Origin of the sequence: Burkholderia sp. MSMB1459WGS (assembly GCF_001534535.1) — a bacterium.
Taxonomy (GTDB): domain Bacteria; phylum Pseudomonadota; class Gammaproteobacteria; order Burkholderiales; family Burkholderiaceae; genus Burkholderia.
Window position 1 is genome coordinate 75591 of the sequence record NZ_LPMU01000060.1, and the last position, 12860, is coordinate 88450.

General features: G+C 65.2%; 15 protein-coding genes and 1 tRNA gene. 7 read left to right on the forward strand and 9 right to left on the reverse strand.

Annotated features, from left to right (window positions below):
- Positions 1-26: 26 nt before the first annotated feature.
- The 5 genes from WT97_RS22710 to egtB all read right to left on the reverse strand — a co-directional run bounded on the left by WT97_RS22710 (position 27) and on the right by egtB (position 3694).
- Complete coding sequence (locus tag WT97_RS22710) at positions 27-395, reverse strand: hypothetical protein (protein ID WP_059503085.1); 369 nt, start codon at positions 393-395, stop codon at positions 27-29.
- 187 nt (positions 396-582) lie between these two features.
- Positions 583-837, reverse strand: a complete 255-nt coding sequence (locus tag WT97_RS22715; protein WP_059503083.1) for a hypothetical protein — start codon at positions 835-837, stop codon at positions 583-585.
- A 36-nt stretch (positions 838-873) separates the two neighbouring features.
- Positions 874-1179 carry a hypothetical protein gene (locus tag WT97_RS22720; protein WP_060354471.1) on the reverse strand — a complete coding sequence of 102 codons (306 nt, stop codon included), beginning with the start codon at positions 1177-1179 and terminating at the stop codon, positions 874-876.
- A gap of 291 nt (positions 1180-1470) precedes the next feature.
- Positions 1471-2484 (reverse strand): L-histidine N(alpha)-methyltransferase, encoded by a 1014-nt coding sequence (egtD, locus tag WT97_RS22725; RefSeq protein ID WP_059790435.1) that lies wholly within the window; start codon positions 2482-2484, stop codon positions 1471-1473.
- The gene (gene egtB, locus WT97_RS22730; RefSeq protein WP_060354472.1) at positions 2468-3694 is read right to left on the reverse strand and encodes an ergothioneine biosynthesis protein EgtB; all 1227 of its coding nucleotides are present in this window, start codon (positions 3692-3694) and stop codon (positions 2468-2470) included. The genes egtD and egtB overlap by 17 nt, the downstream gene beginning before the upstream one ends.
- A gap of 579 nt (positions 3695-4273) precedes the next feature.
- Between egtB and WT97_RS22735 the strand changes: the two genes are divergently transcribed.
- Positions 4274-4750, forward strand: coding sequence for a carboxymuconolactone decarboxylase family protein (locus tag WT97_RS22735; RefSeq protein WP_059503076.1), 477 nt, complete (start codon positions 4274-4276; stop codon positions 4748-4750).
- Positions 4750-5631 (forward strand): sigma-70 family RNA polymerase sigma factor, encoded by an 882-nt coding sequence (locus tag WT97_RS22740; RefSeq protein ID WP_060354483.1) that lies wholly within the window; start codon positions 4750-4752, stop codon positions 5629-5631. Before WT97_RS22735 ends, WT97_RS22740 begins: the two co-directional genes overlap by 1 nt.
- Positions 5632-5732: 101 nt before the next feature.
- Here WT97_RS22740 and WT97_RS22745 read toward each other — a convergent pair whose 3' ends face one another.
- Both WT97_RS22745 and WT97_RS22750 read right to left on the reverse strand, forming a co-directional pair.
- A complete protein-coding gene (locus tag WT97_RS22745; protein ID WP_060354473.1) occupies positions 5733-6248 on the reverse strand; it encodes a DUF2628 domain-containing protein in 516 nt (171 codons plus the stop codon).
- A 312-nt stretch (positions 6249-6560) separates the two neighbouring features.
- Positions 6561-6637 (reverse strand) — tRNA-Val (locus WT97_RS22750).
- A 606-nt stretch (positions 6638-7243) separates the two neighbouring features.
- On the opposite strand from WT97_RS22750, the gene WT97_RS22755 reads away from it, so the two are divergent.
- The 3 genes from WT97_RS22755 to WT97_RS22765 all read left to right on the forward strand — a co-directional run bounded on the left by WT97_RS22755 (position 7244) and on the right by WT97_RS22765 (position 8637).
- Positions 7244-7489, forward strand: a complete 246-nt coding sequence (locus WT97_RS22755; protein WP_257128551.1) for a hypothetical protein — start codon at positions 7244-7246, stop codon at positions 7487-7489.
- Positions 7490-7817: 328 nt separating this feature from the next.
- A complete protein-coding gene (locus WT97_RS22760; protein WP_156440312.1) occupies positions 7818-8381 on the forward strand; it encodes a hypothetical protein in 564 nt (187 codons plus the stop codon).
- A gap of 43 nt (positions 8382-8424) precedes the next feature.
- Positions 8425-8637, forward strand: coding sequence for a hypothetical protein (locus WT97_RS22765; protein WP_156440313.1), 213 nt, complete (start codon positions 8425-8427; stop codon positions 8635-8637).
- Positions 8638-9224: 587 nt separating this feature from the next.
- Here the strand turns inward: WT97_RS22765 and WT97_RS22770 are convergent.
- Positions 9225-9983: an anti-sigma factor gene (locus tag WT97_RS22770; protein WP_060354476.1), complete on the reverse strand. Its 759-nt coding sequence runs from the start codon at positions 9981-9983 to the stop codon at positions 9225-9227.
- Positions 9980-10498, reverse strand: coding sequence for a sigma-70 family RNA polymerase sigma factor (locus WT97_RS22775; protein ID WP_060354477.1), 519 nt, complete (start codon positions 10496-10498; stop codon positions 9980-9982). Before WT97_RS22775 ends, WT97_RS22770 begins: the two co-directional genes overlap by 4 nt.
- A gap of 157 nt (positions 10499-10655) precedes the next feature.
- On the opposite strand from WT97_RS22775, the gene WT97_RS22780 reads away from it, so the two are divergent.
- Together WT97_RS22780 and WT97_RS22785 are read left to right on the forward strand one after the other, a co-directional pair.
- Positions 10656-11744 carry a catalase family peroxidase gene (locus tag WT97_RS22780; RefSeq protein WP_060354478.1) on the forward strand — a complete coding sequence of 363 codons (1089 nt, stop codon included), beginning with the start codon at positions 10656-10658 and terminating at the stop codon, positions 11742-11744.
- A complete protein-coding gene (locus tag WT97_RS22785) occupies positions 11741-12274 on the forward strand; it encodes a cytochrome b (RefSeq protein ID WP_060032173.1) in 534 nt (177 codons plus the stop codon). Before WT97_RS22780 ends, WT97_RS22785 begins: the two co-directional genes overlap by 4 nt.
- The last annotated feature ends 586 nt before the right edge of the window (positions 12275-12860 follow it).

The following is a 12860-nucleotide window of genomic DNA, read 5'->3' on the forward strand; positions in this document are numbered from 1 at the left end:
CCTTCCCGTGCATTCGCAGGCTGCGCTTACAGCGTACGGCCGAATGCGTTGCGATGCGAATGATGCGTGGACGTCGACGCATGCGCGGTATGGCCATGCGCGTGCGAGTGACCGCGGCCCGGTTGCGTGCCGGCGCGATCGGCGATCGTGTCGGAACGGTCGGCCGCGCGCGACAGGCCCTTGTCCCGGTCGCCGGCGTGCATGCCGTTCGAGTTGCTCAGCGCCTGGCCGCTCATGTGGCCGCCCGACATGCCGCCTGCGTTGCCGCCCGAGCCACCTGCGCCATGACCGCCGCCATTGCCCCCGCCGTTGCCGCCGGCCGCCGCATGGGCAGACACCGAGCCGAGCGCGAGCAGCGCGGCCGCCAGGACGGACAGATATCGTTGCTGTTTCATTTGATGCTCCCATTGAGCGCGTTTGCGTGACTGCATTTTATGAATGCGAGATATTCGCGCAGCACGACGTTGTAAATGATCGTAACGACGCGTGCGGCACGCATTCGTCGGATCAATTGCGGGCACGCATGAACGCGGGGGCGAAGCACCTGGGCGATGCCGCGACGTCGCCCAGGTGACGAGGTGCTTACTGCGGCGGCTGCATGCCCTGCGCGGCGGCCTTGTGTTGCGCGGCCTGCTCTTGCGCGTGCTGCTTCGCCATGTGATGGCCGACGATACAGCCGCCCACGGCGCCGACCACCGCGTGGTGCCCCGCATAGTGACCGGCCACACCGCCGACCACCGCACCCTTCATGCAGCCCGCCGCGTGCGCGCTGCCGATCGTTGCGAGCGCAACGACAGCGGCGGCGGCACGTAGTCCGATGTATCGAACGGGCATCATGTTTTCACTCTCCTCTCGAATGATCGATCGAGCCGCTTAGTCCCAGCGGCCGCCACGCCAGCCGCCGCGCTCGCGCCACTCGTGCTCGCGCCATTCGCCGCGGCGCCACTCGTGTTCGCGCCATTCGCGCTGACGCCAGCCGTCGCCGCGCCAACCGTCGTCGCGATAGCCGACCGGCGCGTACATCACGGGCGGAGGCGGCGCCACGTAGACGGGCGCCGGCGCCGCATAGACGCCCGGCACGCCGATGCCGACCGACAGGTCGACGTGGGCCGATGCGACGCCCGAGGCTGCCAGCGCCGCTACACCGAGAACTGCACCGAGAATAAGTTTCTTGCTCATTTCGCGACTCCCTGCACGTGTCGTGCGTCGTGTGACTACGGTTCGGAGTCTAGGCACCGGACGCCGACACAGGTGAAACGGGTATGCGAGAGCAGTAACGGACGTTTACGGGTGCCCGCAAAGCCTGATGGAGCATGGGAGAGGCGGCATGCCGGACACCGTTGCAGCGACGCATCGGGTCGGTAAAAAAGGGATTTTTCGGCACGAAACCGGCGATCGGATCGAACACGCCGGGGCACGGGGAGCGAACCGCCGTGGCCTTGCGGCGCGAGCGGTTCGCGGCAGCGCGCATTACGCGCGGATATCGTCGACACTGCGCAACCAGTGCACGCTGAACAGCTTGTCCGCGTCGGTCCACACGGTATCGGGTTCGAACCCGGCGCGGCGCGCGATCGCATGGAAGCCGTCGATCGTGAACTTGTGCGAGTTCTCCGTGTGGATGCGCTCGCCGGCTTCGAAGCTGAACGCGTGGCCGCGCACGTGTACGGTCTGCGCGACGTCGCTGACGAGATGCATCTCGATGCGTTGCCGCTCGCGGTCGTAGAACGCGCAGTGCGAGAACGCATCGACGTCGAAATCCGCGCCGAGTTCGGCGTTCGCGCGCGCCAGCAGGTTCAGGTTGAACTGCGCGGTCACGCCCTGCGCGTCGTTGTACGCGTCGTGCAGCGTGCGCTCGTCCTTCACGAGATCCGCGCCGACCAGCAGGCCGCCGCCGCGCAGCAGCCGCGCCGCGTCGCGCAGGAACGTGTCGGCCTCTTCCGGCGAGAAGTTGCCGATCGTCGACCCGGGAAAGAAGCCGATGCGCCGCCGCGGCGTTTCGGTCAGCTCGGCCAGTTGCTCGGCCTTCGTGTAGTCGGCCGCGAGCGGCGCGACGTCGAGCCACGGATACGCGGCGCGCAGGCGTGTGGCCGCGCCGTGCAGATGGTCGGCCGAGATGTCGATCGGCACGTAGCGCGCCGGCGCGTTCGCGTAGTTGTTCGCGAACGCGTCGAGCAGGATGCGGATCTTCTCGAGCGAGCCCGCGCCGAATTCGACGATGTCCGCATGCGGGCCGACACGCTGCGCGATCTCGGCCGCGCGCTCGCGCAGGATGCCGAGCTCGGTGCGCGTCGGGTAATACTCCGGCAGTTCGCAGATGCGGTCGAACAGCGCGGAGCCGGCCGCATCGTAGAAGTATTTCGGCGAAATGCTGCGCGGCGTGCGCGACAGTCCGTCGATCAGGTCGCGCTCGAACGCGCTCGGCCGCGCATCGCGGGCGGGTTGCAGGCCACCGCTCGTGGCCGTCAGGTCAGACGTCTCGCGCAAGTCGCACTCCCGTGAATTGCCAGCGTGCCGCCGGCGGAAAGAAATTGCGGTACGTCGGCCGTTCGTGCCCGGGCGGCGTCGCGATGCTGCTGCCGCGCAGAACCTGCTGGCCGACCATGAACTTGCCGTTGTATTCGGCCGCCACACCCGCGAGCGGCCGAAAGCCCGGATACGGCTCGTAGGACGAACGCGTCCACTGCCATACATGCCCGAGCATCTGCCGGATGCCGTCGGCCGCGAACGCGGTTTCCCATTCGAATTCGGTCGGCAGCCGCGCGCCGGCCCATTCCGCATACGCGGCCGCCTCGTAGAAGCTCACGTGACACACCGGCGCGTCGGGCGCGAGCGGTTCGACGCCGTGCAGGCCGAAGGTGCGCCGCACGCGCGTGGCGGCCGCGTCGTCGTCGTCCGGCATCCAGTACGCGGGCCCTTGCCACCCTTCCCGCTGCACCGTGGCCCAGCCGTCGGACAGCCAGAATTCGGGGCGCGTATAGCCGCCGTCCGCGACGAACATCGCGAATTCCGCGTTCGTCACGAGGCGGTTCGCGATCTCGTACGGCCGCACGAGCGCCGTATGTCGCGGTCGCTCGTTGTCGAATGAGAACGCATCGCCGTCGTGGCCGATCTCGACGAGCCCGCCCGGCTGATGCAACCAGCGCAACGGGCCGGCGTCGCCCGCGGCCAGCGCGCGTTGCGCATCGGCGCCGGTGCGCGGCCGGAACGCCGGCCGCAACGGGTTGCACGAGAACGCATGCAGCATGTCGGTGACGATCAGTTCCTGATGCTGCTGCTCGTGATGCAGGCCGAGCACCAGCTCGGGCGCGATCGCCTCGAGCTGCGCCGCGTCGGCGTCGGCCAGCGCGCGCAGCATCGCGTCGTCGACGTATTGCCGGTACGCATGCACGTCGTCCAGCGACGGACGCGTGAGCAGCCCGCGCTGCGGTCGCGGATGGCGCGGGCCGAGCGCTTCGTAATAGGAATTGAAGAGGAACTGGAATGCGTCGTCGAACGGCGCGTAGCCGGGCACGCGGCGCATCAGCACGACGGTTTCGAAGAACCAGGTCGTATGCGCGAGGTGCCATTTCGTCGGGCTCGCGTCGGGCATCGACTGCACGGCCTGGTCTTCGGCGGACAGCGTCGCGGTCAGCGCGACGCTATGGGCGCGCACGTCCTGGTAACGGCGCTGAAGCTGTGATGCAAGGAGGCTCATCGGTTTACCGTCCACGTCGCGATTCGCTGCGTTGCGTTGCCGGAAAAGGGAAAGCCTTGCGCTGGCGTGCGCGCGGCTGACGTGCAACCTGCTGCTGCGTCGTCGGGCAGCCGGCGCGCGCGCCGGGCCGCGGATGCGGCGTCACTTCGTCTGCCCGTGCAGAACAGTATGGTCCAGAAATGTGAACGTCGCGAATCGGATTTCCGATGAAACGAAGCAGAAAGAAAAATGAAAGCATTTTCGATGAGGGCGTCGCACGCGTGACGAACCGTCGGTGGCCGTCGCGGCCGGGTTCGAGCCGACGGACGCAATGCACGTGCCCGCGACTGCACACTGCTGACGTCCGGTGACAACCGCACGGCATGCATGAAAGGTCGATGGCGCGCGTTCGTCGGCGGAACGGCGCGATGCGCCCCATTCGTCCGTCGATATCGCGTCCTGTGGCGCCCTGCTCGACGGCTTCGCCCTTCGCTTGCCGCTGCCCGCTTCGACGGTTCCGAAAATTTTTTGCATCGATGTCACACCCGCGGGGGGCTCGCTCGTCATATCGGCGGAACCCACACGAAAGGAGAAGCCACCATGACTGCGAAACTCAATCCGTTTGCCGCCGCCCCCGCGCTGATGAAGCACTGGATGACCGTGTCGGTCGCCGCCGCCGGCAGCCTCGAGCCGACGCTGATCGAGTTGGTCAAGATCCGCGCGTCGCAGATCAACGCGTGCGCGAACTGCATTAACATGCACACCGCCGAGGCCCGCGAACAAGGCGAGACCGAGCAGCGCATCTACCTGCTGTCCGCGTGGCGCGAAGCGCCCTGCTACACCGACCGCGAACGCGCGGCGCTCGGCTGGACCGACGCGCTCACGCGGCTGTCGGAGGGCCACGCTGCGCACGAAGCGGCCTATGCGGCGCTGAACGACCATTTCAGCGAGGAGGAACAGGTGAAACTCACGGTGATGATCAACGTGATCAACGGCTGGAACCGGCTCGCCGTCGGCTTCGGGCTGTGGGTCGACCCGGCCGACGCGAAGGCCGCCGCCGCGAAGATGGTGGCCTGATGCCGAACCTCGACCCGGCCAACGGCGGTGCCGACGAACGGGCCGACGCGGCGGCGAGCTTCGATCCGCTGCGCCGCACGCTGATCCGCGTCGCGTATCGGATGCTCGGTTCCGTTGCGGATGCCGAGGACATGGTGCAGGAGGCGTTCATCCGCTGGATGGACGTCGACCGCACCGACGTACGCGTGCCGGAGGCGTTCCTGCGCCGCATGGTGATGCGCATGTGCCTCGATCAGTTGAAGTCCGCGCGGCACCAGCGCGAAACCTATATCGGCCCGTGGCTGCCCGAGCCGGTCGTCGAGGAAGATCAACAGGACGACGTCACGCTGCCGCTGCTGCTCGCGCTCGAACGGCTCTCGCCGCTCGAACGCGCGGCGTTCCTGCTGCACGACGTGTTCGGCCTCGAATTCGACGAAGTCGCCACGACGATCCAGCGCGACCCGGCCGCGTGCCGGCAGCTCGCCGCGCGGGCCCGCACGCACGTGCGCGAGGCGCGGCCGCGTTTTCATGTCGACAAGCAGCGCGGGATCGAGCTGGCCGAAGCATTCTTCGCGGCGTCACGCAGCGGCGACATGCGCGCGCTCGGCGCGATGCTCGCCGAGGACGTGAGCCTGCATTCGGACGGCGGCGGCAAGCGTACCGCGGCCGGCAAGCCGGTGTTCGGCTTCGAACTCGTGATGCGGGTGCATGCGTACCTCGCCGAGCTGTTCGCGACGCAAGCGTCGAAGCTCATCCGGGCCGGGTTCATCAACGGGCTGCCGGGTTTCGTCACGCTGGAAGCCGATGGCGAGCTGCAGACGACTGCGCTCGAGATCGACGACGGGAAGATCGTCGCGATCTATGTCGTGCGCAATCCTGACAAATTGAAGCATCTGCATTGAGGATGGTGGCGCGAGCATGCGCCGTGTGTCATGCGGATGCATGCCGCGGCGGCGCCCGCCCGCTTCTTTCCGCCCTGCGTTCCGCTTGCCGGCTGCCGCGATCAGTACATCCCGCCTCCGGCGTTGCCGACCATGTACAGCAGTACGCCGAGCAGCGGCGTCGCGACGGCGAAACCGGCCGCAGCCAGCCAGTTCGTGCCGCCTTGCGCGTCGAGCAGCGCGAGAAACGATTCGCGGGACGTCGCGTGCGGGCGCAGGTTTTCGATCCTGCGTGCGATGTGCGTCTTGTAGAGGCCGTTCCCGTACCAACCGAGCGACAACGCGATCGCGATCGTGGCCGGGTCGAGCATGCTCGATTCGAAGTATCCCGGGAAGTACAGCAACTCGATCAGCGTGATGCCCAGCGTGCCGGCGAGCACGGCGGCCGCCTGCCAGTACATGCATCGATACGCCATCCACACCGGGCCGAGGAAGCACGCGGCCCAGTTCCACGACTGCCGGCTCTTGCGCGATTCGGCGATCGCCCACTTTCGTTCGTACCAGTCGGCCTTCTTGCCGACGTAAGCGGCGATTTCGTCGTGGCTTGCGCGTGGTGCGGCGGTCGTGACCTCGGACATGTCGTGTGCTCTCAGGCGCGCGAAGCGCGCGTCGTTGTTTTGATGCGGTGGAAATCGGGCGACGAGCGAAGCTGCCACGTCGATGCGCAGACGATTCTACGCGCCGTGCAGCGGCCGTTGTGTGGCAGGTCGGGATGTCGAACGGAGGATGCGATGCCGCGGTTCGCACGACATGACGCATCGGGGCGTCACGCATCGTTTCGGACCGGAAAAGAAAAACGCCACGCGAAGTTGCCGCGTGGCGTTCGTATGTTTGGCGAGCCGTGTTGCCTGTAGGCAAGTCGTGCTGCCGGACCCCTTCGTTTTGTTCGTTGGTAGGCTCGATTGGATTCGAACCAACGACCCCCACCATGTCAAGGTGGTGCTCTAACCAACTGAGCTACGAGCCTAAGAAGCCGCGAATTATAGAGAGGGTTTTAGGGGAGCACAAGCCCCTTCGTGAAAATTTTTTGAAACGCTCGCACGGCGGGCTGACGATCGATGTTGCGCGGCTGGCGATGCCGGCAACGTTGGCTTCATCCGTTCGCCTCACAGCAAAACGCTTCGATATGCGACGGTGTTATCCACATTCCCCTTTGGATAACCGTTCGGCAAGCCTCTGGATTCACAGTGGAACGATTGAGGATATGTCGGCGCGGTTGTGAATCGACGAAAAGTTGTTCTGTGCTGCCGGGCGCTGTTCACGTCGCGCACCCAGGGTTATGCATTTCGTTTCGCGCCGAGAATTCAGTGCGTTACGGAGGTTATCCACTGTGACGCACAGGGTTTGTTAACTACCACTACGTATATATACGAATGCTGTTAACACCTTTGGATAAGCACAGTCCGTCGACTGTGATCCGCTCGGGATATGCACTGAGTGCAGCGGCTGGATGAACGAAGCGGAACGCTGTGAAGCGCATCGATCGATGCGTAAGCCTTCATGTCTGTAGAATCGCCGGCATCCAGGATGCAAAGCCCGACGGACAAGCTCACGGCACGTGACCGATTCTTCGATGACCCGCCTCCACGCGCTCGATATCGACGCAGTCGTACACCGGATGCAGCGACATCCGGGCGACATCATGTTCGAGCAACGCGTGTCGATACCGGAAGCCGAAGTCCTGTGTTGCCGCTACAAGGGCGAGCGATTCAACGTGAAGTTCGATCTCGACTACGGTGTTTCCGTCGAGCGTGTCGGGCAGCTTTCCGACGCAGATATCGCGGCCATCGTCGGATGGCTCGGGAAGGAGGCAGGGTGATCACGGCAGACGACACCGGGCTAAGCGGTCGATACCACCACGCACCAGGTCGTGATCGCGACGATCACCGAGTATTTCTCGTCGCGACGGACGACGCATCGATGACGACGAGCGATAAGATGAAATCGAAGCAAGACCGCGGCGATACCAGTACTGCCCGCCACCGGAGCCGGTAATGGGACCGATCATGTGCCGTCGGCACGGACGCGATAACGGGATCGCGACATCGGCGGGCGTTGCCGTGTGCATTCGGCAGCGCGGACAGTTTTCGCCCGGCGAACTCGTGAAGGTTTCGCTCGACCGGCCGAAGTACAGCCGCGAAATGTGGATGCTGCGTGCCGAACTCGAAGAACACGAGGTCGATGCAACTTTCGTCGACAACGTTGCGCACGTGAAGGCGTTTCCGAAGATTGCGGCGCTGGAGCGTTTGCGTGCGCATCTGTGTTCGGCATGCCTGGACGAACTGCTCGTGCGCTCCGGCGAGGTGCCCTATAAACCGACGACGAAGGAACAGGCGTTCGACACGTCCGTCGTCGCGGCGAATGCGAATTGGCCGCGCGGCGTCGCGCGCTGCGAGTTGCACGGCTTGATCCGGCCGACGCGGACGTCACCGGATATCGAGGCCGCGATCTTGTCGATCGACGTGATCCGCGATTGTCCCGTCGTGCGGGTAACCGATGCCAGCGTGAAGCATGGCACCACGCATTGGTTCGATGAAACGTTCCTGCGCAAGGTGCTCGGGCCGGATATCGACATCGTCGATTCGACGTTCCGCATCGACGATCGGGCCATGTTCGTACAGCTGTGGGACGCCGGTGAGCTCGTGTGCCCGGTATGCCTGCGGGAGGTGTTGGAACGTAGCGGCCTGTGCAACGACGACACGCCGACATGAGCGTAGCGGAGCCATCGTGACGGACACGATCGAACAGCACGACATGACGGACGACGCCACTCGGCGCAAGATTTTCTGGCTGCTTCAACGTGTGACGAGCTTGTCGCACTGGACGCGCAAGCGCGAGGGGTTCGCGCGATTTGCGAACGCGTATGGACATGCGGCGAATACGTGGCTCGATGACGATCCGGAGCCGATCCGGTACCTCATCGCGCCGGAAACCGGCGCGGTTCTCGGGATAGTCGGAACGAAGTGACCCGAAGCGCGAGCGGCAGTGTGTGGATAACCGGCGCACGATCCAGTTGAAACCCTGTGCACCCGACAGGTGAGCATTCCGGTTTCGATGGGCTCGTTGACCTGAATGTCTTGCCCGACAAGGCTTTGCCGACAATGAAAGAGGGTGGCGAACAAATCGCGTGCGACTTCCGGAAGTCGAATGTCTTGTGGATATCGTTGGCTCGAAGCCACTCGAAACCCTGTGCATTCAACGGGTGAGCGCAGTCGAATCTGGCGAAGACGCTTGGTCAATCACCCGGGTTGTGGATATCGGCGCCCAAAACAACCCGAAACGCTGTGCATGCCAAAGGTGAGTGAACCCATCGAAGTCGGCATGCGGCACCGTCATGATCGATGTGGATATCCTGTTCCGCGGCGACTCTAAACCCTGTGATTCTAAAGGCGAGGGCGCCGGCACGGTTTCGATGTGAATAACAGCCGAGGAAAGTCAGTCGAAACGCTGTGCATTCGAGCGGTGAGCGTGCGCCCGTTCAAGCGGGCCGAGCCGCGCCGAAAAAGGCGCCGGCAGCCACCACCGACCGCCATCCGGGCGCGCATCGTATCACTTCAAGTCTGCTGATCGAGCGCCTGCACGACTGCTTTCTCCCCAAGACTCCCGGCCGGCCCGACCACCGCATAGTTGAGGCCGTTCACCGATCCATACCGCGCCAGCAGCGCGCCATCCACGCGTTGCCCGGCCGGCAGCAGCCGATGTTCCGATTCCGCCGGCCGGAGATAGAAGCTCAGCGTTTGCCCCGCATCATCCTGATAGAGCACCATCGCGGCCGTGGCCCCGCTGTCCGTCGTGAACAGCCGTCCGCCGACCGGCGTGAACCCCGCCGCGCTCAAATCCGGCAGCTTCGCCGACGCACCGACGCGCTTGGTGAGCCACTCCTGCAAATCGCCCGCACCGGTCGGCCGGTAATCGACCTTCGCCGCCTGATCGACCACCATCATCCGGTAAGCCTTGACCGCATCGCTCATCGGCGCGATGGGCGGCGGCGCGTTCCAGCCGCGCGCCTGCCATCCGCCGAACGTCCCGAGCCCGACGCAGAACACGAACGAAGCCGCCATCGCGAACCGCACCCGCGTGCGCTCCGCCCGCCGGCCGCGAATCGCCGCCGGATCGAGCGCGGGATTGTCCGCCGGCATCCGCACGCTCTCCAGCGCGGCCCGCAACCGCTGCGCGTCTTGCTGCCATTGCTTCACTTGTTCCGCGCGCTCCGGATGTAGCGCGAGATAGCGTTCGACCGCGGCGCGCGCATCGTCGTCGAGCTGGCCGTCGACATAGGCCTGAAGGTCATGTTCGTTCGGAGGCGTGTTCATTTCTTCATCAACCGCAAGGAGGGAGCAGGCAGTTCGCCGTCGCTGAGCTGGCGCAGCGCCTGGCGCGCGCGCGAGAGCCGCGACATCACGGTGCCGATCGGCACGTCGAGCAGGTCGGCGACTTCCTGATAGGTGAAGCCTTCGACCGCGACGAGCAGCAGCAGGCTGCGCTGTTCGTCGGTGAGCCGGCCAAACGCCTCGAGTGTCGCGCGCGCCGCGAATTCGCGTTCGGCGGACGGCCAGTGCGCTTCGTCGTCGTGGATGCGGCCAAGCAGCCACGCGTAGCGCTTCGCGCTGCGTTTGCCGTCGAGAAACTGCCGGTACAGGATCGTGAAGAGCCAACTGCGCAGCGACGCGTCGTCACGACGGCTCGTCCAGCGCGACAGCGCGCGCTCGAGCGTCGACTGGACGAGATCGTCGGCCGCATGGACGTCGCGCGCCAGCCAGAGCGCGAAGCGCCGCAGCCGGGGGATGAGTTCGCGCAACGCGTCGTCGTCGAGGGCGGTGGAGGGCATGGCCGGGCCGGTTGCCGAAAGGGTCGTAGTGCCGCGTAGGACGCCGGTCGGCACCGATTATTCCCTCCAGCATACGAAAAAACTTTTCGTGGAATAAAGCGGCGCGGGCGGCGTCCTACGCGCGTTCGACAATGATCTGACGATCGGGAGTGCATTCATGAAGCAATCTTCGTCTTCTTCGCCGCAGCGCGAGCCCGGGCGCGGGTGGTGGCGCTGGGCCGTGATCGGCGGCGCGGTGGCCGGCGTGGCCGCGGCGTTCGGGTATGCCGGCGGGTGGCTCGCGCCGGCGCGCCTGACCCCGCACCGGCTCGTCGATGCGCTGCAGACCAACAGCGGCGTCCACCCGGGCTTTCGGCGCAATCACGCGAAGGGCGTGTGCGTGACCGGCTACTTCGAAGGCAACGGCGCCGCGAGCGCGTATTCGGTCGCGCCGTTCTTCAAGGCGGTGCGCACGCCGGTGATCGGGCGCTTCGCGTTGCCGGGCGGCAACCCGTACGCGCCCGACAGCAGCGTGCCGATCCGCAGCCTCGCGCTGAAGCTCACCGCACCGGACGGCGAGCAATGGCGGACCGGGATGAACGCGATGCCGGTGTTTCCGGTGGCGACGCCGCAGGCGTTCTACGAGCAGACGCTCGCGACGCGGCCCGATCCGAAGACAGGCAAACCGGACCCGGCGAAGGTGAAGGCGTTTTTCGGCGCGCATCCGGAGGCGGGCGCCTTCCTGCAATGGGTGAAGGGTGCGAAGCCGAGCGCAAGCTACGTCACCGAAAGCTATTACGGGTTGAACGCGTTCTACTTCGTCGACGCGGCCGGCAAGCGCCAGGCGGTGCGGTGGCGCGTCGTGCCGGAGCAGACGGCGGGCGCCGGCGACGTCGCGACGGCCGCCGATCCGAACGTACTGCAACAGGACGTGACGCAGCGCATCGCGGCCGGTGCGCAGAAGTGGAAGCTGCTGGTCACGCTGGCCGAGCCCGGCGACCCGGTGGACGACGCGACGAAGATCTGGCCCGCGCAGCGCACGACGATCGACGCCGGCACGCTCGTGCTCGATCGCGTGGAGGCGCAGGACAGCGGCCCGTGCCGCGACGTGAATTACGACCCGACGGTGCTGCCGCAGGGGATCCAGGTGTCGGGCGATCCGTTGCTGGCGGCGCGCTCGGCCGCGTATGCGGATTCGTATCTGCGTCGCACGAGTGAAGAGGCCGGCGTGGCGGGCGTGGCGCGATTGAGTGGGGAGGGACGATGATGAAGGCTTCGACGACGTTTAGCTGGCCGGCGCGGGTGCTGCATTGGGTGATGGCCGCGATGATCCTCGCGATGCTGTTCATCGGGGTGGGAATGGTGGCGTCGGTTTCCGCGCGGCACGAGGTCCTGGTGGCGATTCACAAGCCGCTGGGTGTGGCGGTGCTGGTGCTGGTGTGTGTGCGGATCGTCGTGCGGATTCTGTCGAAGCCGCCCGCGTTGCCCGAGGATCTGCCGGGGTGGCAGAAGGTGGCCGCGCACGGGTCGCATCTCGTGCTGTATGCGCTGATGGTCGCGATGCCGCTGATCGGCTGGGCGATGCTGTCGGCGGGCGGATATCCGGTGACGCTGGGCGGCGGCGTGCAATTGCCGGCGCTGGTGTCGGCCGATCCGGTGACGTTCGCGTGGCTTCGGGTTGCGCATCGCGTGCTGGCCTATCTGTTCTTCTTGACGTTCCTCGCGCACTTCGCGGCTGCGCTGTATCACGGGCTGATTCGGCGCGACGGCGTGGTGAGGGCGATGGTGGGACGGTGAGCGACGCAGGTTGCGTTCGATGCGGCGGGGCGGTTCGCGGGCGAGCGCGGCTGCTGCTGCCGCGCTCGCTTATATATATGACCAATCGAGAGGCTCGACGGCCGCGGGCACCGCATGTCAAAAATATTTCACGAAGGGGGTTGCGGAGACGGAGGCAGGTGCTTAGAATCTCGCCTCTTTCGCGCTAACGGAAACGCGGCGCGGGGGAAGAAGGGAAGCGGTGCTGTTGAAGTCGGTTGTAGCGACTCCAGCGCATACGAAATTAAACCGCAGTCGTCGCAACGAAGTAGTTAAAAAAGTTGTTGACGAGTTTCAAAAAACGGTTAATAATCTCGCTTCTCTGCTGCTGAAAACGCAGCGCTGCTGAGGGGTTCAGGATCCCTCGCAGAATGCTCTTTAAAAATTAACAGCCGATAAGTGTGGGCGCTTGATGGAAGCGAGCTGATCCTCGGATCAGATAGCAAAAGTATCAAGAGTCTCACACTAAAGTAAGTCAGGTTTATGAAGCAATTCATATTCCTGTCAGCTTTGAGTGAGCGACCGGTTCGAAAGAACCGAAAACAGTAACAGGTTTGAACTGAAGAGT

Excerpts from the sequence above, each read along its gene's own strand:
- WT97_RS22710 (WP_059503085.1), bottom strand. The coding sequence starts at position 395 with ATGAAACAGCAACGATATCTGTCCGTCCTGGCGGCCGCGCTGCTCGCG.
- WT97_RS22715 (WP_059503083.1), bottom strand. The coding sequence starts at position 837 with ATGATGCCCGTTCGATACATCGGACTACGTGCCGCCGCCGCTGTCGTT.
- WT97_RS22720 (WP_060354471.1), bottom strand. The coding sequence starts at position 1,179 with ATGAGCAAGAAACTTATTCTCGGTGCAGTTCTCGGTGTAGCGGCGCTG.
- egtB (WP_060354472.1), bottom strand. The coding sequence starts at position 3,694 with ATGAGCCTCCTTGCATCACAGCTTCAGCGCCGTTACCAGGACGTGCGC.
- WT97_RS22735 (WP_059503076.1), top strand. The coding sequence starts at position 4,274 with ATGACTGCGAAACTCAATCCGTTTGCCGCCGCCCCCGCGCTGATGAAG.
- WT97_RS22740 (WP_060354483.1), top strand. The coding sequence starts at position 4,750 with ATGCCGAACCTCGACCCGGCCAACGGCGGTGCCGACGAACGGGCCGAC.
- WT97_RS22745 (WP_060354473.1), bottom strand. The coding sequence starts at position 6,248 with ATGTCCGAGGTCACGACCGCCGCACCACGCGCAAGCCACGACGAAATC.
- WT97_RS22755 (WP_257128551.1), top strand. The coding sequence starts at position 7,244 with ATGACCCGCCTCCACGCGCTCGATATCGACGCAGTCGTACACCGGATG.
- WT97_RS22760 (WP_156440312.1), top strand. The coding sequence starts at position 7,818 with ATGCTGCGTGCCGAACTCGAAGAACACGAGGTCGATGCAACTTTCGTC.
- WT97_RS22765 (WP_156440313.1), top strand. The coding sequence starts at position 8,425 with ATGACGGACGACGCCACTCGGCGCAAGATTTTCTGGCTGCTTCAACGT.
- WT97_RS22770 (WP_060354476.1), bottom strand. The coding sequence starts at position 9,983 with ATGAACACGCCTCCGAACGAACATGACCTTCAGGCCTATGTCGACGGC.
- WT97_RS22775 (WP_060354477.1), bottom strand. The coding sequence starts at position 10,498 with ATGCCCTCCACCGCCCTCGACGACGACGCGTTGCGCGAACTCATCCCC.
- WT97_RS22780 (WP_060354478.1), top strand. The coding sequence starts at position 10,656 with ATGAAGCAATCTTCGTCTTCTTCGCCGCAGCGCGAGCCCGGGCGCGGG.
- WT97_RS22785 (WP_060032173.1), top strand. The coding sequence starts at position 11,741 with ATGATGAAGGCTTCGACGACGTTTAGCTGGCCGGCGCGGGTGCTGCAT.